The following is a 19,482-nucleotide window of genomic DNA, read 5'->3' on the forward strand; positions in this document are numbered from 1 at the left end:
AAAGCTGCGCATCATAGCACAGCGGGTTTTCATACATATGCCGCAGAAATGTAAACCTTAACGACCACCACGGATCAATCCGCCCAGACCGCGCCGTTCCATAAACGCCGAAACCTGATGACGCACTTCCGACACCGTATTTGCCGCCACGCCCAGCTCGCTGAGCTTCTGTGCGTCCTCTTTATCAAGGTGGCGCAGCAGGTATTTGACGCGCGGAATGTTTTTCCCGTTCATGCTGAGGTGGTAATAACCCAGCCCCACCAGCAGCGCAACACACATCGGATCGCCGGCCATTTCACCACACAGACAGAGCTCAAGCTTGGCCTTGTGGGCTTCCTGAGCAATCAATTGCAACGCACGCAGCATCGCCGGATGCAGCGGATCGTAGAGGTTGGCGACACGGGTATTGTTACGATCCACCGCCAGCAGATACTGGGTAAGATCGTTAGTACCGACAGAGACAAAATCGATACGATCCGCCAGATGCGGGATCAGAAATAGCATCGACGGCACTTCGATCATCACACCAATGCGCGGCTTAGGAATCACGTAGCCCAGCATCTCTTCCACTTCACGTCCGGCGCGGTCGATCAGGCGACGTGCTTCTTCGATCTCGTCGATATGGCTGATCATCGGCAACAGAATGCTCAGATTGCCAGACGCCGCATTGGCGCGCAGCATGGCGCGGACCTGCACCAGAAAAATCTCTGGCTGATCAAGTGTTAAACGGATACCACGCCAGCCCAGGCTGGGGTTCTCTTCGCTGATTGGCATATACGGCAGCTGCTTATCTGCGCCGATGTCCAGGGTACGTAACGTCACCGGTTTGTTGTGGAACAGCTGCAACATGCCCTGATATTGCGCCACCTGCTCCTCTTCTGACGGGAAGCCGTTTTGCAACATAAAGGGAATTTCGGTGCGATACAGGCCAATCCCATCAACCCAACTGTCGAGCGCCTGTTCATGTTCCGGGCTAAGACCGGCGTTCAGCATGACCTGCACCCGTTCGCCGCTTTTCAGTTCGCCCGGCTGCTCCACCACATCTTCGGCCATTTTACTCAGCGCATTTTCTTCGCTGATCAGCCTTTGGTACTCCTGCACCAGCACCGGTTCAGGATCGATCAACAACTCGCCGCGATAACCGTCAACGATCAGTAAGCGTTTGTTGAGCTGGGCTGGCAGGATATCTGCCCCCATCACCGTCGGGATACCCATTGCTCGCGTCAGGATCGCCGCATGGGAGTTCGCAGCGCCGTCACGCACCACCACACCCGCCAGGCGTTCATGAGGCAACTCGGCCAGGGTGGTCGCGGTCAATTCATCGGCCACCAGAACAAAACGTTCTGGCCAGGCATTGGTGCCGACCAGGGTATCATCGAGGTGGAATAACAGGCGCTGACCCAATACCCGCAAATCCCCGGCGCGCTCGCGCAGATATTGATCCTGCAAGCTGGCAAATTGCGCGGCAAACTTCTCGATCACCGTTTTGACTGCCCATTCGGCCACCGATCCTCGTTCGATCTCGGCGAACAGATCTTTTTTCAGTCGGGCATCCGTCAGCAGGTGCGAATAGAGATCGAAGATCGCCGCACTCTCTTTCTGCACGCTGGCGGTAAAACGTTTACTGAAGCGACGAAATTCATTGGCGGCCTCGCTCATGGCGACCGCCAGACGATCGCGTTCGCGCTGCACATCCAGCGTAGAAGCGGCGGAAACCTGATCGAGCAACGGTTGGGTTTCATCCACCCAACCCGGCGCCACCGCCACACCGGGCGCTGCGGCAATGGCTTTTACCCGTGACTGGCGAAATTGGCCGAACAGCTGGCCAAGCTGCGACTGCGACAGCAAAGCCGCCATTTGCGTTGCCAGTGTAACCAGAAAGGATTCTTCGCTTTCGTCAAACTGACGATGTTCACGCTGCTGCACCACCAGCACACCCAGCAGCTGGCGGCGGCTGATAATAGGCACGCCGAGGAAGGAGCGGTAACGCTCCTCTTTCACTGAGGGGATGTATTTGAAGCTGGGATGGCTCTGCGCATCGGCGAGGTTAATCGGCTCGGCGAGACGACCAACCAACCCGACAATACCTTCATCAAACGCCAGCGTGACTGTGCGGCCACGCGGTTTTTTCAGCCCGCGCGTTGCCATCAGGTAGTAGCAACGCCGATCGTGATCGGCAAGATAGACCGAGCAAACCTCGGTCTCCATCGCAAGGCAAATCTCGTTTACCAGCAGGTCGAGTGCTTCATTCAGACGCGGCGCACTCGCCACTTTTTCAACTATTTCGCGCAACTGAGTGAGCATAAAGGGCGTGGCCTATCCTCTTTTACGTCGATGGGCTGCGGCATTGCGCTGCTGCCCCGCACTCTCCTGCATAGACATCACCACGCCAGCGAATTCCTTCATTACGCGACGGTAGACATCACGTTTGAAGGAGACAACCTGACGCACCGGATACCAGAAGCTGACCCAGCGCCAGCCGTCGAACTCTGGCGTGCTGCTGTGTTGCACATTGATATCCGCGTCACTACACATCAACTGCAGAAGAAACCACTTTTGTTTCTGGCCGATACATACCGGCTTTGTGTCCCAACGCACCAAACGTTTTGGCAATTTGTAACGTAACCAGTTACGGGTTGAAGCAAGTATTCGAACATCTTTACGGTGCAAACCCACTTCTTCAAACAGTTCGCGATACATCGCCTGTTCTGCGGTTTCACCGGGATTGATGCCTCCCTGAGGAAATTGCCAGGAGTGCTGTCCAAAGCGCCTGGCCCATAACACTTGTCCCTGCCTGTTACAGATTACGATACCAACATTCGGGCGGTAGCCATCATCATCGATCACTGGACTACCTCAAAGCTAAATTTGAATAGTCTGATTGTTTCACACTCCTTACAGGCGGTAAACCACTGGATATCAGGGGAGATGGCGGAACAATTACAGGATAACTCACAGAGTTTAGCCAAGTTATAAACAGCGATGGGGTTTTCCAGGCGATCTTATGCACCTTTTCTGTGGATAGCTTTGTGCAGAACACGGGAATTAAATGAATAACCGGTTAGGAAAAGTCTTATCAAGACAGGGCCGGACAATATTAAAAATCATTATAATCATAATGATAAAATAAAAAACACGAAATTCATATCCAGAAACCGGGGCTTTGTAAAACCGCCCCTTAGCGAACTGGTCAAAGATCGACCTCCGTCGTTTTTATCCACAGAGAATGACCTAAACCTGGTCAGAAATGGGAAAAAAAGCCAACAAATCACTAAAGTCAAGGCTGGAAATCGAAACAGGGGTACAGGAAAGTGGGGGTTATCCCATCTTTCTGTGGATAACTGGGTTTAAGATCCTGTTTATTGTCGATAACAAACCGGGATAACCTGCCACCGCTGCGGTAAAGGCTGGGTGAGGGTGAATAAAAAAGTATGCCGAATCATGCTATTATCTTCAGGCCCGGCGGTTATGAAATGTGGACAACCTTTCTGGCAGCCTGCTGTTTATCATTTAACCAACACGAGCAAAACCATGAGTTCCCCAGCTTTTCCTCCCGCAACGCCGCAAAACGAAGCGGAATTACTGCAACGTGCACAACAACTGGCAGGCCAGACTTTCGCCGCGCTGGCGGCCCAGCTTAACCTGCCGATGCCCGCCAATCTGAAACGGGATAAGGGCTGGGTGGGGATGCTGCTGGAATTGCATCTCGGTGCCAGCGCGGGCAGTAAAGCGGAGCAGGATTTCGCCCATCTCGGCATTGAGTTGAAAACCATTCCGGTCGATGCCCTGGGAAAACCGCTGGAGACCACCTTCGTATGTGTTGCACCGCTCACCGGGAACAGCGGCGTTACCTGGGAAACCAGCCATGTGCGCCATAAGCTGGCACGGGTGTTGTGGATCCCGGTTGAAGGCGATCGCGCCTTGCCGCTGGCGGAACGTCGCGTCGGCTCACCGCTGCTATGGCAGCCAAATGCCGAAGAAGAGCAACAACTGCGCGAAGATTGGGAAGAGTTGATGGATATGATCGTGTTGGGCCAGGTGGAACGCATCACCGCTCGTCACGGTGCCTGGCTACAAATCCGCCCCAAAGCGGCAAACAGCAAAGCACTGACCGAAGCCATCGGTGCTCACGGCGAGCCTATCATGACGCTCCCGCGCGGCTTTTATCTGAAGAAAAGTTTTACCGGACCACTGCTGGCGCGCCATTTTTTGCTGCCGTAACCGGAGCGTCAACGATATCGTGTATAATCGCCGTTTAACTTTCGTTTAGGATTAAATCTACACATGTTTGACTGGATTGCTGATCCGAATGCCTGGCTGGCGTTGGGAACGTTAACCATACTGGAAGTGGTGCTGGGCATTGATAACATCATCTTCCTTTCTCTGGTGGTCGCTAAACTCCCCAAACATCAACAAAATCGCGCTCGCCGTCTGGGGCTGATGGGTGCCATGCTGATGCGTATCGGGTTGCTGGCCTCGATTGCCTGGGTGGCCCGCCTGACCAATCCCCTGTTTTCACTGATGGACCACGCCTTCTCGGCGCGTGATTTGATTCTGCTGTTCGGTGGCCTGTTTTTGCTGTGGAAATCGAGCATGGAGATCCATGAGACGATCGAAGGTGGAGAAGAGGAACATAAAACCAACGTCCATTCATTCTTCGGGGCCATCGTGCAGATTATGCTGCTGGACATTATTTTCAGCCTCGATTCTGTCATTACCGCTGTCGGTCTGTCAGACCATCTGATCATTATGATGATGGCGGTGGTGATTGCCGTGCTGATGATGATGTTTGCCGCGCGAACCATTGGCGAGTTTGTTGACCGACATCCATCGGTGAAAATGCTGGCGCTGGCGTTTCTGATTTTGGTGGGCTTTACCCTGATTCTGGAGAGTTTTGGCGTCCATGTACCAAAAGGTTACATTTATTTTGCCATGTTCTTCTCGATGGCCGTGGAGTGCCTCAACCTGATGCGCGGCAAGAAAGGCGCGGCCTGACAAAGTCAAGGGCGAGTTATTCTCGCCCACTGATTTTAAGAATCATGCGATTACCTCAGACGCCCAAAACATTTATTACTACACTTTTGCTGTTGAAGCTGTGTAGGGAGTGGCGAATGAAAGGGTTGGTAAGTGTAGTGGGGTTAGTGCTGGCGGCGTTGGTGTTAAGCGGTTGCAGCAGTGATTACGTGATGGCGACCAAAGATGGTCGCATGATCATGACGGAAGGTAAGCCGTCGATTGATAAAGACACCGGCCTGGTGCAGTACACCGACGAAAAAGGCCATGAGATGCAGATCAATGGTGACGAGGTCTCCACCATCATTGAGCGTTAAGTGCCAAATTTCATCGCCTGCGGTATTTTTCCAGTTGTGCAGGCGATTTCCCGAACTTTCCCCCCTTCCTTCCGCGCCGATCAACGCGCTATAGTCCCACAGGACACAACATTCCATTCCATAATGAAAAAAGGAAGCCGGCAATGCACTATCACCGTATCCCCCATAGCACGCTGGAAGTGAGTCAGCTGGGGTTGGGAACCATGACGTTTGGTGAGCAGAACAGCGAAGCCGATGCTCATGCGCAACTGGATTATGCTGTCAGCCAGGGGATCAACCTGATTGATACCGCAGAAATGTATCCGGTGCCGCCGCGCCCGGAAACTCAGGGATTAACTGAACAATATATTGGCAGCTGGCTGAAAAAGCGTGGCAGCCGTGACAAGATCATCCTCGCCAGCAAAGTGGCGGGTCCGGTACGTGGCGCGGATGCCTCCATTCGCCCTAACCAGGCGCTGGATCGTAAAAATATCCGTGAAGCGCTGGAAGCCAGCCTGAAGCGCCTGAATACCGACTATCTCGATCTCTATCAGCTCCACTGGCCGCAGCGCCAGACCAATTTCTTTGGCAAGCTGGGTTATCAATATACGGAATCGACCGTACCGGTGACGTTGCTGGAAACGCTGGAAGCGCTGACCGAGCAGGTCCGTGCCGGCAAGATTCGCTATATCGGCGTCTCGAACGAAACCGCCTGGGGCGTGATGCGTTATCTGCAACTGGCGGAAAAACATGAACTGCCGCGCATCGTCACCATTCAGAATCCCTACAGCCTGCTGAACCGCAGCTTCGAAGTGGGTCTGGCGGAGATCAGCCAGCATGAAGGCGTAGAGCTGCTGGCTTACTCCAGCCTGGCATTTGGTACCCTGAGTGGTAAGTATCTGAACGGTGCCAAACCTGCTGGTGCGCGTAACACCCTGTTCAGTCGCTTTACCCGCTATAGCAGCGAGCAGTCGCAACAAGCGGTAGCGGCCTATGTGGCGCTGGCGAAGCAGCACAATCTCGATCCTTCGCAGATGGCACTGGCTTATGTCCGTCAGCAACCCTTCGTTGCCAGCACCCTGCTGGGGGCGACCACGCTGGAACAGCTGAAGACCGATGTTGAGAGTTTTAATCTGACGTTAAATGCGGACGTGCTGGAAGGCATTGAGGCGATTCACCGCCAGTTTACTTACCCGGCGCCTTGATACGCACACTCAACATCGCGCAATAAATTGCGCCGCTACCAAGCGTACCATCATCCGTAGCGGCGCGATTTATCGCGCAGCTACGTTCGAACCCACCGCGGCTAGCGCCGTCCTTTCCACCATAAAACTGCGATAGCCACAGCGAATATCGCGCCGAAACCAACCCCGGTCGCCACTGCCGGTGCCCCCAGCTTAATCGCCAGCGTATACAGCCCCAGCATCAGCAACATCGCGGTGTTTTCACCGAGGTTCTGCACGGCAATTGCATTGCCCGCTCCGACAGTGGCTTTACCGCGCTCCTGCAACAGCGCGTTGAGCGGCACCACGAAGAACCCGCCCAGCGCACCAATCAGCATCAGAATCAGGTACGCATGCAACAAGCTGTGCTGCAAGGAAAACACCACCACCATCACGCCAATCAGCACCCCGGCAGGCATGCAGCGGCGTACGGTTTGCAGCGTCACCAGCTTTGCTGCCGCAGCCGCGCCAATCACGATACCTATCGCTACCATCGCATTCAGCGTGGTCGGCGTTTTGTTATCGCTGATACCCAGCGCCACGGGCACCCACAGCACCAGCAGAAAACGCAGTGTCACCCCTGCGCCCCAGAACAGGCTGGTACCCATCAATGAAAAACGGGTTTCGCCATTACGCCACAGCAACAACGTTGCCTGAGTAAAATTGCGCAGCATCATGCCAAAGTGCCAGCTCTGGCCGGGACGTGCTGCCAGCAAACGCGGGATAAACAGGTTTGCGACGACCGCCAGGCCGTAAGTAAGTGCACACACCGCCAGCGCTGCCAGCAGATGCCAGTCCGCCAGAATGCCACCCGCAACCGACCCCAGCAGGATCGCCGCAATGGTCGATCCCTCCATCAGTCCGTTGGCTTTGACCAACTTATCACCCTGCGTGATTTCACCCAGAATGCCATATTTGGCCGGAGAATAGGCCGCCGCGCCCACCCCTACCAGGGTGTATCCAAGGAACGGATTGAAGCCAAAACAGATAATCAACGCCCCCAACAGCTTCAGGCTGTTAGCAAACATCATCACACGACCTTTGGCGAAGCTGTCGGCCATCTGCCCGACAAAAGGCGCGAGCAGAATGTAAGTGGCTACAAACAACATTTGCAGAATCGGCTGACTCCAGTCGGGATAGAACTGGTTTTTCAGCACCGCGAGGGTGGCAAATAACAACGCATTATCGCCAAACGCCGAGAGAAACTGCGCCACAATCACCGCCATCATGCCACGCGACAACAGCGGCGTATCCGGATTTACCGCCTGGCTCATGCCTGCTCCTCTTCGGCCAGTTTTTTCAGGCTGACATAGTCAGGTTTACCGCTGCCGAGTATCGGCAAAGGTTTCAGCACACGGATATCACGCGGCAACGCCAGTTCTGGCGCCCCCAACTCACGGGCCGCATGTTTGAGCATCTCGCGATCCAGCTCGCTGTCAGTGGTGAACAGCACCAGCGCCTCTCCACGGTTGCCATCGGGTCGCAACGATGCGGCATGTTGTTTTTCTGGTGAGGCTTTCAACGCAATCTGCTCGACAATTTCCAGCGAAACCATCTCTCCGGCAATTTTCGCGAAGCGTTTGGCGCGGCCCTGAATCTGGCAAAACCCTCCCTCATCAAAGCTGACGATGTCGCCGGTATCATACCAACCCGGCTCCATCTCACCTTCACCGTTATCGGCTACTGGCGGCTCCAGCACACCGGGATTTTCCACGCGCAGATAACCGTTCATCACGTTTGGCCCACGCAGTTGCAGGCGACCGCCCTGCTCAATACCCGGCACCGAAATCAGACGCGAGTCCATCCCCGGCAGAATTCGGCCTACAGTGTGCGATTTTGCCGCCATCGGCACGTTAATCGCCACCACCGGTGCGCACTCGGTCACACCATAGCCTTCGAGAATACGGATGCCGTATTTCTCCATATAAATCTGACGCGTGCCTTCCTGCAATTTTTCCGCCCCCGCCACTACGTAGCGCAGACGGGCAAAATCGTACGGGCTGGCAAAGCGTGCATAGTTGCCGAGGAAGGTGGAGGTGCCGAACAGCACGGTACAGTTGCGGTCATATACCAGCTCCGGCACCACGCGATAATGCAGCGGGCTGGGGTAAAGGAACACCTGCGCACCGGTCAGCAGCGGCGTGAAAAGCCCCACGGTCAGACCAAAGGCGTGGAACAGTGGCAACGCTGACATAAAACGGTCACGCGGGGTGAAATCGGCAACGGTGCGAATCTGCTCAACATTCGCCAGCAGGCTTTTATGCGAATGCACCACTCCTTTGGGATTGCCTTCCGAGCCGGAGGTAAACAGCACCATCGCGGCCTCTTCAGGCTTTTGCGCCACCATCGCACGACGTGGCATCAGCAGATGGCTGAGGATCCACAGTTTATCTTTGGTGGTGACGGTCGATCGCAGATCTTCGAGGAAGATCCACTGCACGTCCGTCAAACCTTCGGGCAGATGCCACAGGTTGCCTTTATCAAGGAACTGACGCGAGGTGAAGACCGTTTTCACCTGTGAGGCGGTCAACGCTGCGCGCATCCCGTTAACCCCGGCGGTGTAATTGAGCATGGCCGGGATGCGTCCACGCAGCGAAGCCCCCAGAATGGCCGCAGCGGTCACGGTGGCATTCGGCAGCAGCAGGCCGACATATTCGCCCTGACGACTGTAGCGCTCGAGGATACGGCCCACGCCGAGCGCTTTTTTCAGCAATCCGGTGTAGCTGTCGGTTTTGAAGTTGATGTCCTCGATGCACGGCTTAAACAGACCGTAGCGGGTACGCGCATTGAGGAATGCCTCAAACAGCGTTTCCCGTGGCCGCACCGCCATACGCGCTTCCATCATCACATGATGTAAATGCTCGCCAGCCAGGATACGCCGCTCACGCGCGCGTTTGGCTTCTGGCATCGGGATAACCGTCGCAGGTAACACACTCAGGGTAATACGCGGAAACAGACGGCGCTTAAATACGCCGGCAAGGCGACCAAACGGGGTATATTCCGCGCCTTCGATGCGCATTGGCACCACGGTGGCACCCGATTTCGCTGCCACAAAGCCAGCGCCACTGTAGATTTTCATCAGCGAAGCGGTGACGGTAATACGCCCTTCCGGAAATATCACCACCGGGCGGCCTTCGTTGATCAGACGCACCAGATGTTTAATCGACATCGGTTTGGTGGGGTCAAGCGGCACGAAGTCGATGAGCGGCTTGAGGATACGCATAAACCATTGATCGCTGATCGATGAATAGACGGCGAACACCGGTTTGATCGGCAGAAAAAGTGCCACCAGCACGCCATCGAGAAATGACATGTGGTTAGGGGTGATCAACACCTTGGGTTTGTTCAGTACCGTCAGATCACCGCGCAGCTCGACGCGCCATAACAGGCGGCAGAGGAAACGCAGACAGGTGAATAACATGCCAGCTCCTTAGCAGTCGTTAAAAATGGCCCCTACGATGCAGGATTCAGGGATTTTCGACAAGTAGCGGCGCGATTTATCGCGCGGGGCTGCACGATAAATCGTGTTACGTGTCAGGCAGCGGTTTGGCACTGAGAAGGGTCCGCCCGCCAGGCATTAGGCAGTTTCAGCCGCAACGTGCAAGCGGACGGGCAAAGGTCCGAGGGCGCGGACCTTTGCAATCCGCGCCTTGCGCCGTCCTCGCGCAGCGCATAGCGCTGTGCCCTCGCTTATCACTCAGGCCACACGGCACGCGCGGATTCGCCATCCCTGGCTCATTCCGCTCTCTCGCCGCATCCATGCGGCGAAAGGCGGCGTTGAGTGGTAGCGGCGCGATTTATCGCGCAAAAAAAGAGGCTGGCGCGAGGCCCGGGATTGCAAAGGGTGCGGCCAGGCACCCTTTGCTCGGTCGCCGCACCGGCGAGCTGCAACTACATCAGCCTATGGCGAACGAAACCCGCACCAGCCGTTAGTGCGATTTATCCGCCTGCCAGCCACCACCCAGCGCGGCAATCAACTCTACGCTGGTCACCCATTGGGTGCTTTGCGTTGACAGCAGGGTCTGCTGCTCACTCAGGCTGCTGTTTTCAGTGGTGGCAACGTCGAGATAATCGATCATCCCCGCCTCATACTGATTCCGCGTCACGCGTGCCGATTCCTGCGCAGCAGCAGTAGACAATTGCAGTGAAACCAGTTCGCCTTTCAGCGTGTTCAGCTCCACCAGGTAATCCTCCACTTCCTGCATCCCTTCCAGCACCGCCTGGCGATAGCTGGCGACACTGGCGTCGTAAGAAGCCCTCGCCTGTTCCACTTTCGCCGAGGTGGCACCAAAGTCCAGCAGCGTGCCGCTCAGTTCCGGGCCAAGCGACCAGACACGGTTCGGCAGCGAGAACAGATTACTGAAGGTTGATGAACTGACGCCGCCACTGGCGCTCAGGGTCAGATCCGGGTAGTAACCGGCAATCGCTACCCCCACCGCCGCATTGGCTGCCGCCACGTTACGTTCGGCATAGGCGATATCAGGGCGGCGTTGCAACAACTGCGACGGAATGCTGTTGGGGATCTCCGGTAAGGTCGCTTCCAGCTTCGCCACCGGCAGTGAGAAATCCGCCGGGGCACGGCCAATCAGCAACGCAATGGCGTGCTCCAGTTGGGCGCGCTGCCACTGGTAATCCTGCGCCGAGGCACGGGCGCTCTCCAGTTGCATCTGAGCCTGCGCCAGGGTGGCGCGTGATTCGCTGCCTGCCTGATATTTGTTCTGAATCACCGTCAGGTAACGCTGATAGGCATCAACACTGCGCTGATACAGGGCGATCTTTTCGTCCATGATGCGCAACTGGAAATAGTCCTGCGCCAGCTCGGACTGGGCGCTGAGGGTGATATTCGCCAGTTCCGCCGCACTCGCCTGAGCGCTGGCTTTGTTCTCTTCCAGCGTGCGGCGCAGTTTGCCCCACAGATCCAGTTCCCAACTGGCGCTCAGCTCAGCCTGATGGCTGTTGCTGACGCTGCGCTGCCCGGTGGTGCTGACACGGCTGCCACTGCGGGTGCTGCTGGCGTCATAGCTGACCGATGGGAACAATTCCGCACGCGACTGCCCCGCCAGCGCCTGGGCTTCACGATATTGCGCCGCATAGTTGGCAACGTTCTGGTTGGAGATGCTGACCTGACGCAGCAAGCTGTCGAGCGTGGCGTCGTGGTAGACCGACCACCATTCACCTTTGCTCTTATCATCCTGCGGCATGGCCTGGGTCCAGCCTTTGGCCTCTTTAAAATGGGTCGGCATCGCCATCGTTGGACGCTGATAATCAGGGCCAACGGTACAGCCTGCCAGCAACAGCGCCATAACGATCGGGGTAACAGATAACGACATTTTCATGGATCAGGATTCCGCATGACGCAACCGCCGCCACTGACGTTTCGTGGCGCGGCTCAGACTATCGAGCCAGAGATAAACAACCGGCGTGGTAAACAGGGTAAGAAGTTGGCTGAGCGCCAGACCACCGGCAATCGCCATACCAAGCGGGCTACGCAGATCGGCGTCACCACCGCTGCCCAGCGCCAGTGGCAAGGCACCAAAGAACGCCGCCAGCGTGGTCATCATGATTGGACGGAAGCGCATCAGACAGGCCTGCGTAATCGCCTGTTGTGGCGTCAGACCAAGGCGGCGCTCCGCATCGATGGCGAAGTCGATCATCATAATGGCGTTCTTTTTCACGATACCGATCAACAAGATGATGCCAATGAGCGCAATCACCGTCAGTTGCGTGTTGGTCAGCAACAGCAACAACAGCGCCCCCACCCCTGCCGAGGGCAGCGTCGACAGGATGGTGATCGGGTGGATATAGCTTTCATACAACACGCCCAGCACGATATACACCGCCGCCAGCGCTGCCAGAATCAACCACGGCATGGTGGCCGTCAGTTGGGCAAAGGCCGCCGCCGTCCCGGCAAAGCCCGCCTGAATCGTCGAAGGCAGGCCCAGTTTCGCCATCGCCTGCTTAATCAGCGCCTGCGCCTGTTCCAGCGACACGCCGTCATTCAGGTTAAAGGCGATGGTGCTGGTCGCTGACTGGCCCTGATGCGCCACCGACAACGGCGCGTTGCCGCCCTTAAAGGTGGCGAATGCCGAAAGCGGCACGCGATCGCCGCTGTCATTCACCACAAACAACTGTTGCAAAATGTCCGGGTCACGGGTGTAGCTATCCTGCAACGACATCACCACATGGTATTGGTTGAGCGTGTGGTACAGCGTGGCAATTTGTCGCTGGCTGAAGGAGTTATTCAGCATGGTGTCGATCATCTGCACGTTAACGCCCAGCATCTTCGCCCGATCGCGATCGATGTTGATCACCACTTCCTGACCGCCGGTTTGCGAGTCGGAATCGACGCTGTTTAGCTGCGGGATCGCTGCCAGCGCCGCCTGCACTTTGGGTGTCCAGGTACGCAGCAGGTCAAGATCGTCGGCTTGTAAGCTGTATTGATAGGTGGCGTTGGCGCTACGGCCACCAATATGCAGATCCTGCGCCGCCATCAGGAACATCTGCCCACCGGCAATATGGCTGGTTTTCATGCTCAGGCGGTTAGCCACTTCGGTCGCGGTCGCGCTGCGCTGATCAAAATCCTTCAGACGCACAAAGAAGTTGGCGCTGTTACGCGAACCAAACATGCCGCTCCCCATCGATGACATCACGCTCTCCACCGCCGGGTCGGACTGGATGATTTTGGTGAACTCCAGCATCTTCGGCTTCATTGCCTGGAACGAGATGTTCTGGTCGGCGCGCAACGCGCCCATCAGCAGGCCGGTATCCTGGTTGGGGAAGAAGCCCTTCTGTACCACCGAATAGAGAAACAGGTTGAGCAGCACGGTCAGCACCAGGCTAAACATGGTGATTTTCTGGTGTGCCATCACCCACGCCAGACCGCGCGAGTAGGCGGCCAGCAGCGCATTGAGCTGGTTTTCAATGAACTGATACACCGGGTGCGGGCGTTGGGTGACTTTCGGTTTGGCCTTCAGCAGGCGCGCGCACAACATCGGCGTCAGGCTGAGCGAGACAAACATTGAGATCAGCAGCGAGATGGTCAGGGTTACCGCAAACTCACGGAACAGACGCCCGACAATGCTGCCCATCAACAAGATAGGAATAAACACCGCAATCAACGACATGGTCATCGACAGCACGGTGAAACTCACCTCCTGCGCACCCCGTAAGGCGGCACGCAGCGGGCTCAGCCCTTCTTCGATATGGCGGGTGATATTTTCCAGCACCACAATCGCATCATCGACCACAAAACCGGTGGAGATGATCAGCGCCATCAGGGACAGGTTATCGAGGCTATAGCCAAGTAAATACATCACCGCACAGGTGCCAATCAGCGACACCGGCAGCGCCAGCGCCGGGATTACTACCGCCTGCACGTTACGCAGGAAGATAAACACCACCGCAATCACCAGCATCACGGCAATCAACAGCGTCTCTTCGGTGTCGTACAGAGATTCGCGCACCGTTGGCGAACGGTCCACCACCACCTTCAACTGGGTATCGGCGGGCAGATCTTTCTCCAGCTCCGGCAACTGGGCTTTGATGGCGTCGATAGTATCCAGCATGTTGGCACCGGCCTGACGCTTAATCCCCACCATTACCGACGGTGTGGCGTTCAGGAAACCGGCCTGGTACTTATCTTCTATCGAGTCATACACGGTGGCGACATCATGCAGGCGTACCGCTTTGCCGTCCTTATAGGTGATGATCAGATTGCGGTACTGCGCCGCTTTATCCAGTTGGCCGTTGCTGTCCACCACCCAGGATTGGCTGTTGCCTTGCAGGATACCTTTCGGCAAGTTGGTGGTGCTGTCGGCAATGGCGGTACGCACCGTGTCCAGCGAGATTCCGTACTGCGTCAGTTTCTGCGGTTGCAGGTCGATACGCACCGCAGGCAGCGCACTGCCCATCAGCGACACTTCACCCACCCCTTGCACCTGGCTTACCGCCTGCTCAATCTTGCTCTCCGCCAGATCGTAGAGTTCACCTGGGGTACGGGTCGCCGATACCAGCGCCAGCATCACAATCGGCGCATCCGACGGGTTGGCTTTGCGATAGGTCGGTAGCGATTCCATTGAACTGGGCAGCAAACTGCGTGCCGCGTTAATCGCCGCCTGCACATCTCGCGCTGCGCCGTTGATATCGCGGTCCAGTTCAAACTGCAAAATAATGGTACTGGAACCCTGCGAGCTGCTGGAGGTCATCTCGGTAATACCGGCGATTTGGCCGAGCGAGCGCTCCAGCGGTGTCGCCACCGTGGCGGCCATGGTTTCCGGGCTGGCACCAGACAGACTGGCGCTGACCATAATGGTCGGGAAATCCACCTGCGGCAGCGGCGCTACCGGCAACAACCGGTAGCCCAGCAGGCCGAGCAGCATGATCGACAGCGTCAGCAGTAAGGTGGTAACCGGGCGGAAGATAAACAGCCGCGTCAAATTCATTGCTCGCCTCGCGCCTGCTGTTGTTTGCGTTGCACGAAACGCTTGCCGCGCTGCGCCCAACCATCAAACCACAGGTAGATCACCGGGGTGGAGAACAGCGTCAGCACCTGGCTGACGATCAATCCGCCGACAATCACCAGGCCGAGCGGCTGACGCAGTTCTGCGCCAGAGCCGGAGGCCAGCATCAGCGGCAACGCACCGAGCAGCGCCGCCATCGTGGTCATCAGAATCGGGCGGAAACGCAATAAACACGCCTGATGAATAGCATCGCGTGGACTCATCCCCTGTTTGTTTTCCGCTTCCAGCGCAAAGTCGATCATCATAATCGCGTTCTTCTTCACGATACCGATCAACAGGATCACCCCGATCAACGCAATCAGGCTGAACTCGCTGCCAGCCAGCAGCAGCGTCAACAGCGCTCCGACCGCCGCCGATGGCAGCGTGGAGAGGATGGTCACCGGATGGATAAAGCTTTCGTACAGAATGCCCAGCACCACATACATGGTGATCAGCGCCGCCAGAATCAGCCACAGCGTGTTACTGGTGGCGCTCTGGAAGGCGGAAGTCTCGCCCTGATAACGCAAGGTGATGCTCGAAGGCAGATTCAGTTGTTGCGTCACGTCGGCAATCGCTTTCTGCGCATCCTCCAACGAATAGTCGCTGTTAAGGTTGAACGACACCATCACCGCCGGGAACTGGTTCAGGCGCATATGCATCAGTGAACCGGTGCGTTGATGAATGGTGGCGATCGAGGTCAGTTTCACCATACCGGTGGTGGTGCTGCTGCTCGAATCCGAACTGCTGGAGGTCGAGCTGCTCGTGGTGCTGCTGGACGATGATGTCGTGGTGCTGCTGGTGCTGCTATCGCTGGTGCTGGTGGTCGAGGGCAGCCAGACATCGTCGAACGAGGCTGGCGACTGCTGGAAACGCGGCGCCACCTCCAGCACCACGCGATACTGGTTCGCCTGGGTAAAGATGGTGGAAACCAGACGCTGACCAAAGCTGTTATACAGCGCGGTATCGACATCGGCAGCGGTAATGCCATAGCGCGCAGCTTTGTCGCGGTTCAGCTCCACGTACGCCACGCGCCCCTGATCCTGCAAATTGCTCACCACGCCGTTAAATTCCGGGCGTTTCTGTAACGCAGCAACCAGTTGTGGTGTCCATTTCACCAGGTTTTCGCTGTCGGCATCGTCGAGGGTGAACTGATACTGATTCGGTGTGACCTGATCGTTGACCGTCAGATCCTGCGCCGGTTGCAGATAAAGCTGAATACCCGTCACCTGCGCGGCGGCTTGTTGCAGCTGCTTAATGACCACGTCGGCTTTATCATCACGCTCACCAAACGGTTTGAGGTTGATCTGGATGCTGCCGCTGTTAAGGCTGGTATTGGTGCCGTCGATGCCGATGGTGGAGGAGAGGCTTTCCACCGAAGGATTCTTCAGAATCACCTGCGCCAGCGCCTGCTGACGTTTCGACATCTCATTAAAGGACACATCTTGCGACGCGATGGTCACACCCTGAATCAGGCCAGTATCTTGCGTCGGGAAAAAGCCTTTCGGGATAGCGATGTACAGCAACGCGGTAAGTGCGAAAGTTGCCAGCGCCACCAGCAACGTCAGCTTCTGGTGGTTAAGGACGATGGTCAGCATGCGGTCGTAACCGCGAATCAGCTTGTCAAAGAACTCGCCGCCCTTGCGCGAGAAGCGCGATTGTTTCTCCGGCGGGATATGCTGCAACAAATAAGCACACAGCATTGGGGTGAGCGTCAGCGACACTATCATCGACACCAGAATCGATACCGCAAGGGTGATAGCAAATTCGCGGAACAGACGCCCCACCACATCGCCCATAAACAGCAGCGGGATCAGCACCGCAATCAGCGAGAAGGTCAGAGAGATAATGGTAAAACCAATCTGCTGTGATCCTTTCAACGCCGCCTGCATTGGCGTTTCACCCTCCTCCAGCCGCCGCGAGATGTTTTCCACCACCACGATGGCATCGTCAATTACGAAGCCGGTGGCGATGGTCAGTGCCATCAGTGACAGGTTATTCAGGCTAAAGTCGGCCAGATACATCACGCCAAAGGTGCCAATCAACGACAGCGGCACCGCCACGCTGGGGATCAGCGTCGCCGCGATATTGCGCAGGAACAGGAAGGTCACCATCACCACCAGCGCCACCGACAGCATCAACTCAAACTGCACGTCGCTAATCGAAGCGCGAATGGTTTGCGTACGATCCGACAGGATGCTCATCTTCACGCCATCCGGCAGTGCGGCCTGCAAGGTCGGCAATTTGGCTTTGATTGCATCCACCACCTGAATCACATTCGCCCCTGGCTGACGCTGCACGCTGATCACAATCGCCGGGCTGTTGTTGGCCCAGGCCGACTGGAAGCTGTTTTCCGGCCCTTGTTCGATATGAGCGATATCCTTCAGGCGCAGCGCAGCACCGTTTTGGTAGGTGATAATCAGATTGCCGTACTCTTCGGCGGTGCGAAGCTGGTCGTTAGCATCGATGGTGACGGAGTGATATTTGCCGTCGAAGCCCCCTTTCGAACCGTTAACGTTGCCGTTACTGATCAGGGTGTTGACGTCTTCCAGCGTCAGGTTGTGTGCCGCCAGCGCTCTTGGATCCATCTGCACGCGGATGGCCGGTTGATGGCCGCCCGCCAGCGTCACCATACCGACGCCGGAGATCTGCGACAGCTTCAGTGCCACGCGGGTATTCACCAGATCCTGAACCTGGGTAAGCGGCAGCGTATCGGAGCTTGCCGCCAGAGTGATCACCGCGCTGTCTGCCGGGTTGACCTTTTTATAGGTCGGCGGATTAGGCAAATCACTCGGCAACAGGTTGTTGGCAGCGTTAATTGCCGCCTGAACTTCCTGCTCGGCCACGTCCAGCGACAGATCGAGGCTGAACTTCAGGGTAATGATCGACGAACCGCCGGAGCTGGTGGAGGTCATCTGGCTCAGCCCCGCCATCTGTCCGAGCTGGCGCTCCAGCGGCGAGGTGACGGAAGAAGCCATCACATCCGGGCTGGCACCGGGATACAAGGTGGTCACCTGGATGGTGGGATAATCCACCTGCGGCAGCGCCGAGGTGGAAAGAAACTTATAAGCGAAGATGCCAGAGATCAGCACGCCGACCATCAACAGGATGGTCGCGACCGGACGCTGGATAAACAGGCGTGACGGGTTCATTTGGCCTCGGCGGTCGCAGTCGGTTTGCTCTCATCGGCCAGCGTCACTTTACTGCCGTCGGTCAGGCGATCGATACCTTCCGTCACCAGACGATCGCCCGGTTCAACCCCTTTCAGGATCGCCTGCTGATCATCACCGAAGGCAGGGCCGGTGGTGACCGCTTTGCGCGTCACGGTGTTGTCTTTGTTGATGATGAACACAAAGCTGCCGTCGCTACTCAACTGCAATGCCTGCGCCGGGATCACCGTGGCATTTTTCAGTGTATCGGTTTGCAGACGCAGGTTGACGAACTGGTTAGCAAACAGCGACTCGTCTTCGTTCGGGAAGCTGGCTTTCAGTTCGATGGTGCCGGTGCTGGTGTCGATCTGGTTACCGATATAGCGCACGTCACCCTGCGCCAGCACCGTGGTGTTGTCCTGATCAAATGCCGTCGCTGGCAGGCTCTGATTGTTGTGCAGCGCTTTGGTCAGCTGCGGGATATTGCTCTGCGGCACGCTAAAGGTCACCGCCGCCGGTTGCATCTGCGTCACCACCACAATGCCGGTGGTATCGGTGGTCTGGATCATATTACCGGGATCGACCAGGCGTAAGCCGACGCGACCGCTGACCGGCGAGGTGATGCGCGAATATTCGATATCCAGTTTGGCGCTGGCGATCTGCGCTTCATCGGCAGCCACCGCACCCCGATACTGGCCGACCGTGGCGGTTTGCGTGTCGAGATCCTGACGCGCCAGCGAGTCCTGCGCATAGAGTTTTTTGTAGCGTGTCAGCGTCAGCTCTGCGCTTTTCAGTAACGCCTGGTTCTGTGCCAGATCGCCCTGATATTGCGCCAGCGTCGCCTGATAACTGCGCGGATCGATCTGCGCCAGCAACTGGCCCGCTGCCACTTTTTGTCCCTCGGTGAAGTAGACCTTTTCCAACTGACCCGCCACCCGACTGGTGACGGTTACGCTGGCGTTGGGGATCACCGTACCCAAAGCATTGAGGTAGACCGGCACATCCGCCGTACTGGCCACACCGCTATGCACCAGGGTTGCACCGCCCATCATCATCGCCATGCCCGGAGGACCACCGGCCGGACGATGACCGCCGCGACCGCCACGTTCACCACCCGATGGCATACCACCCGGCGCATGCCCCCCGACTACGCGCCAGATCACGCCAGCGACAATTAACAGCACAACTAACAGCAGCAGCCATTTCAGCCAGCGAGAGAAAGCGGAGCGAGGTACATTGGTCTTCATTAGGTTCTTCAGGTCATCAGATAAATGGAAAATCCCCTGAAAAGCAGGGGATTATTTCA

Annotated in this window: 12 protein-coding genes; 4 read left to right on the top strand and 8 right to left on the bottom strand. The window is 56.7% G+C overall.

What is annotated here, in order from left to right:
• Positions 1–57 precede the first annotated feature (57 nt).
• The gene (ptsP, locus tag AC6I8N_RS16055) at positions 58–2,304 is read right to left on the bottom strand and encodes a phosphoenolpyruvate--protein phosphotransferase (RefSeq protein ID WP_021184573.1); all 2,247 of its coding nucleotides are present in this window, start codon (positions 2,302–2,304) and stop codon (positions 58–60) included.
• Between the two features lie 12 nt (positions 2,305–2,316).
• Positions 2,317–2,847: an RNA pyrophosphohydrolase gene (gene rppH / locus AC6I8N_RS16060; protein ID WP_021184574.1), complete on the bottom strand. Its 531-nt coding sequence runs from the start codon at positions 2,845–2,847 to the stop codon at positions 2,317–2,319.
• A gap of 684 nt (positions 2,848–3,531) precedes the next feature.
• Between rppH and mutH the strand changes: the two genes are divergently transcribed.
• The 4 genes from mutH (at position 3,532) to AC6I8N_RS16080 (ending at position 6,514) form a co-directional block, all read left to right on the top strand.
• Positions 3,532–4,221: a DNA mismatch repair endonuclease MutH gene (mutH, locus tag AC6I8N_RS16065; RefSeq protein WP_021184576.1), complete on the top strand. Its 690-nt coding sequence runs from the start codon at positions 3,532–3,534 to the stop codon at positions 4,219–4,221.
• 63 nt (positions 4,222–4,284) lie between these two features.
• Entirely contained in the window at positions 4,285–4,995 is a 711-nt protein-coding gene (locus AC6I8N_RS16070) for a TerC family protein (protein ID WP_021184577.1), read from the top strand.
• A 116-nt stretch (positions 4,996–5,111) separates the two neighbouring features.
• Positions 5,112–5,330, top strand: a complete 219-nt coding sequence (locus AC6I8N_RS16075) for a YgdI/YgdR family lipoprotein (protein ID WP_021184578.1) — start codon at positions 5,112–5,114, stop codon at positions 5,328–5,330.
• Between the two features lie 143 nt (positions 5,331–5,473).
• The gene (locus AC6I8N_RS16080; protein ID WP_497829460.1) at positions 5,474–6,514 is read left to right on the top strand and encodes an NADP(H)-dependent aldo-keto reductase; all 1,041 of its coding nucleotides are present in this window, start codon (positions 5,474–5,476) and stop codon (positions 6,512–6,514) included.
• A gap of 101 nt (positions 6,515–6,615) precedes the next feature.
• Here AC6I8N_RS16080 and lplT read toward each other — a convergent pair whose 3' ends face one another.
• The 6 genes from lplT to AC6I8N_RS16110 form a co-directional block, all read right to left on the bottom strand.
• Complete coding sequence (gene lplT, locus AC6I8N_RS16085) at positions 6,616–7,806, bottom strand: lysophospholipid transporter LplT (protein WP_208723704.1); 1,191 nt, start codon at positions 7,804–7,806, stop codon at positions 6,616–6,618.
• Positions 7,803–9,953, bottom strand: coding sequence for a bifunctional acyl-ACP--phospholipid O-acyltransferase/long-chain-fatty-acid--ACP ligase (aas, locus tag AC6I8N_RS16090; RefSeq protein WP_497829461.1), 2,151 nt, complete (start codon positions 9,951–9,953; stop codon positions 7,803–7,805). Before aas ends, lplT begins: the two co-directional genes overlap by 4 nt.
• A gap of 508 nt (positions 9,954–10,461) precedes the next feature.
• Positions 10,462–11,868 carry an efflux transporter outer membrane subunit gene (locus AC6I8N_RS16095; RefSeq protein ID WP_497829462.1) on the bottom strand — a complete coding sequence of 469 codons (1,407 nt, stop codon included), beginning with the start codon at positions 11,866–11,868 and terminating at the stop codon, positions 10,462–10,464.
• A gap of 3 nt (positions 11,869–11,871) precedes the next feature.
• The gene (locus AC6I8N_RS16100) at positions 11,872–14,973 is read right to left on the bottom strand and encodes an efflux RND transporter permease subunit (protein WP_415175240.1); all 3,102 of its coding nucleotides are present in this window, start codon (positions 14,971–14,973) and stop codon (positions 11,872–11,874) included.
• Positions 14,970–18,179 (bottom strand): efflux RND transporter permease subunit, encoded by a 3,210-nt coding sequence (locus tag AC6I8N_RS16105; protein WP_497829463.1) that lies wholly within the window; start codon positions 18,177–18,179, stop codon positions 14,970–14,972. Before AC6I8N_RS16105 ends, AC6I8N_RS16100 begins: the two co-directional genes overlap by 4 nt.
• Positions 18,176–19,423 (bottom strand): MdtA/MuxA family multidrug efflux RND transporter periplasmic adaptor subunit, encoded by a 1,248-nt coding sequence (locus tag AC6I8N_RS16110; RefSeq protein ID WP_497829464.1) that lies wholly within the window; start codon positions 19,421–19,423, stop codon positions 18,176–18,178. Before AC6I8N_RS16110 ends, AC6I8N_RS16105 begins: the two co-directional genes overlap by 4 nt.
• Positions 19,424–19,482: the final 59 nt, after the last annotated feature.

The organism is Pantoea sp. X-Soil-TKNS-1279 (assembly GCF_059730565.1).

What these genes read in the sequence shown, in the direction of transcription:
- ptsP (WP_021184573.1), bottom strand. Translation starts at nt 2,304, where the DNA reads ATGCTCACTCAGTTGCGCGAAATAGTTGAAAAAGTGGCGAGTGCGCCG.
- mutH (WP_021184576.1), top strand. Translation starts at nt 3,532, where the DNA reads ATGAGTTCCCCAGCTTTTCCTCCCGCAACGCCGCAAAACGAAGCGGAA.
- AC6I8N_RS16070 (WP_021184577.1), top strand. Translation starts at nt 4,285, where the DNA reads ATGTTTGACTGGATTGCTGATCCGAATGCCTGGCTGGCGTTGGGAACG.
- AC6I8N_RS16075 (WP_021184578.1), top strand. Translation starts at nt 5,112, where the DNA reads ATGAAAGGGTTGGTAAGTGTAGTGGGGTTAGTGCTGGCGGCGTTGGTG.
- AC6I8N_RS16080 (WP_497829460.1), top strand. Translation starts at nt 5,474, where the DNA reads ATGCACTATCACCGTATCCCCCATAGCACGCTGGAAGTGAGTCAGCTG.
- lplT (WP_208723704.1), bottom strand. Translation starts at nt 7,806, where the DNA reads ATGAGCCAGGCGGTAAATCCGGATACGCCGCTGTTGTCGCGTGGCATG.
- aas (WP_497829461.1), bottom strand. Translation starts at nt 9,953, where the DNA reads ATGTTATTCACCTGTCTGCGTTTCCTCTGCCGCCTGTTATGGCGCGTC.
- AC6I8N_RS16095 (WP_497829462.1), bottom strand. Translation starts at nt 11,868, where the DNA reads ATGAAAATGTCGTTATCTGTTACCCCGATCGTTATGGCGCTGTTGCTG.
- AC6I8N_RS16100 (WP_415175240.1), bottom strand. Translation starts at nt 14,973, where the DNA reads ATGAATTTGACGCGGCTGTTTATCTTCCGCCCGGTTACCACCTTACTG.
- AC6I8N_RS16105 (WP_497829463.1), bottom strand. Translation starts at nt 18,179, where the DNA reads ATGAACCCGTCACGCCTGTTTATCCAGCGTCCGGTCGCGACCATCCTG.
- AC6I8N_RS16110 (WP_497829464.1), bottom strand. Translation starts at nt 19,423, where the DNA reads ATGAAGACCAATGTACCTCGCTCCGCTTTCTCTCGCTGGCTGAAATGG.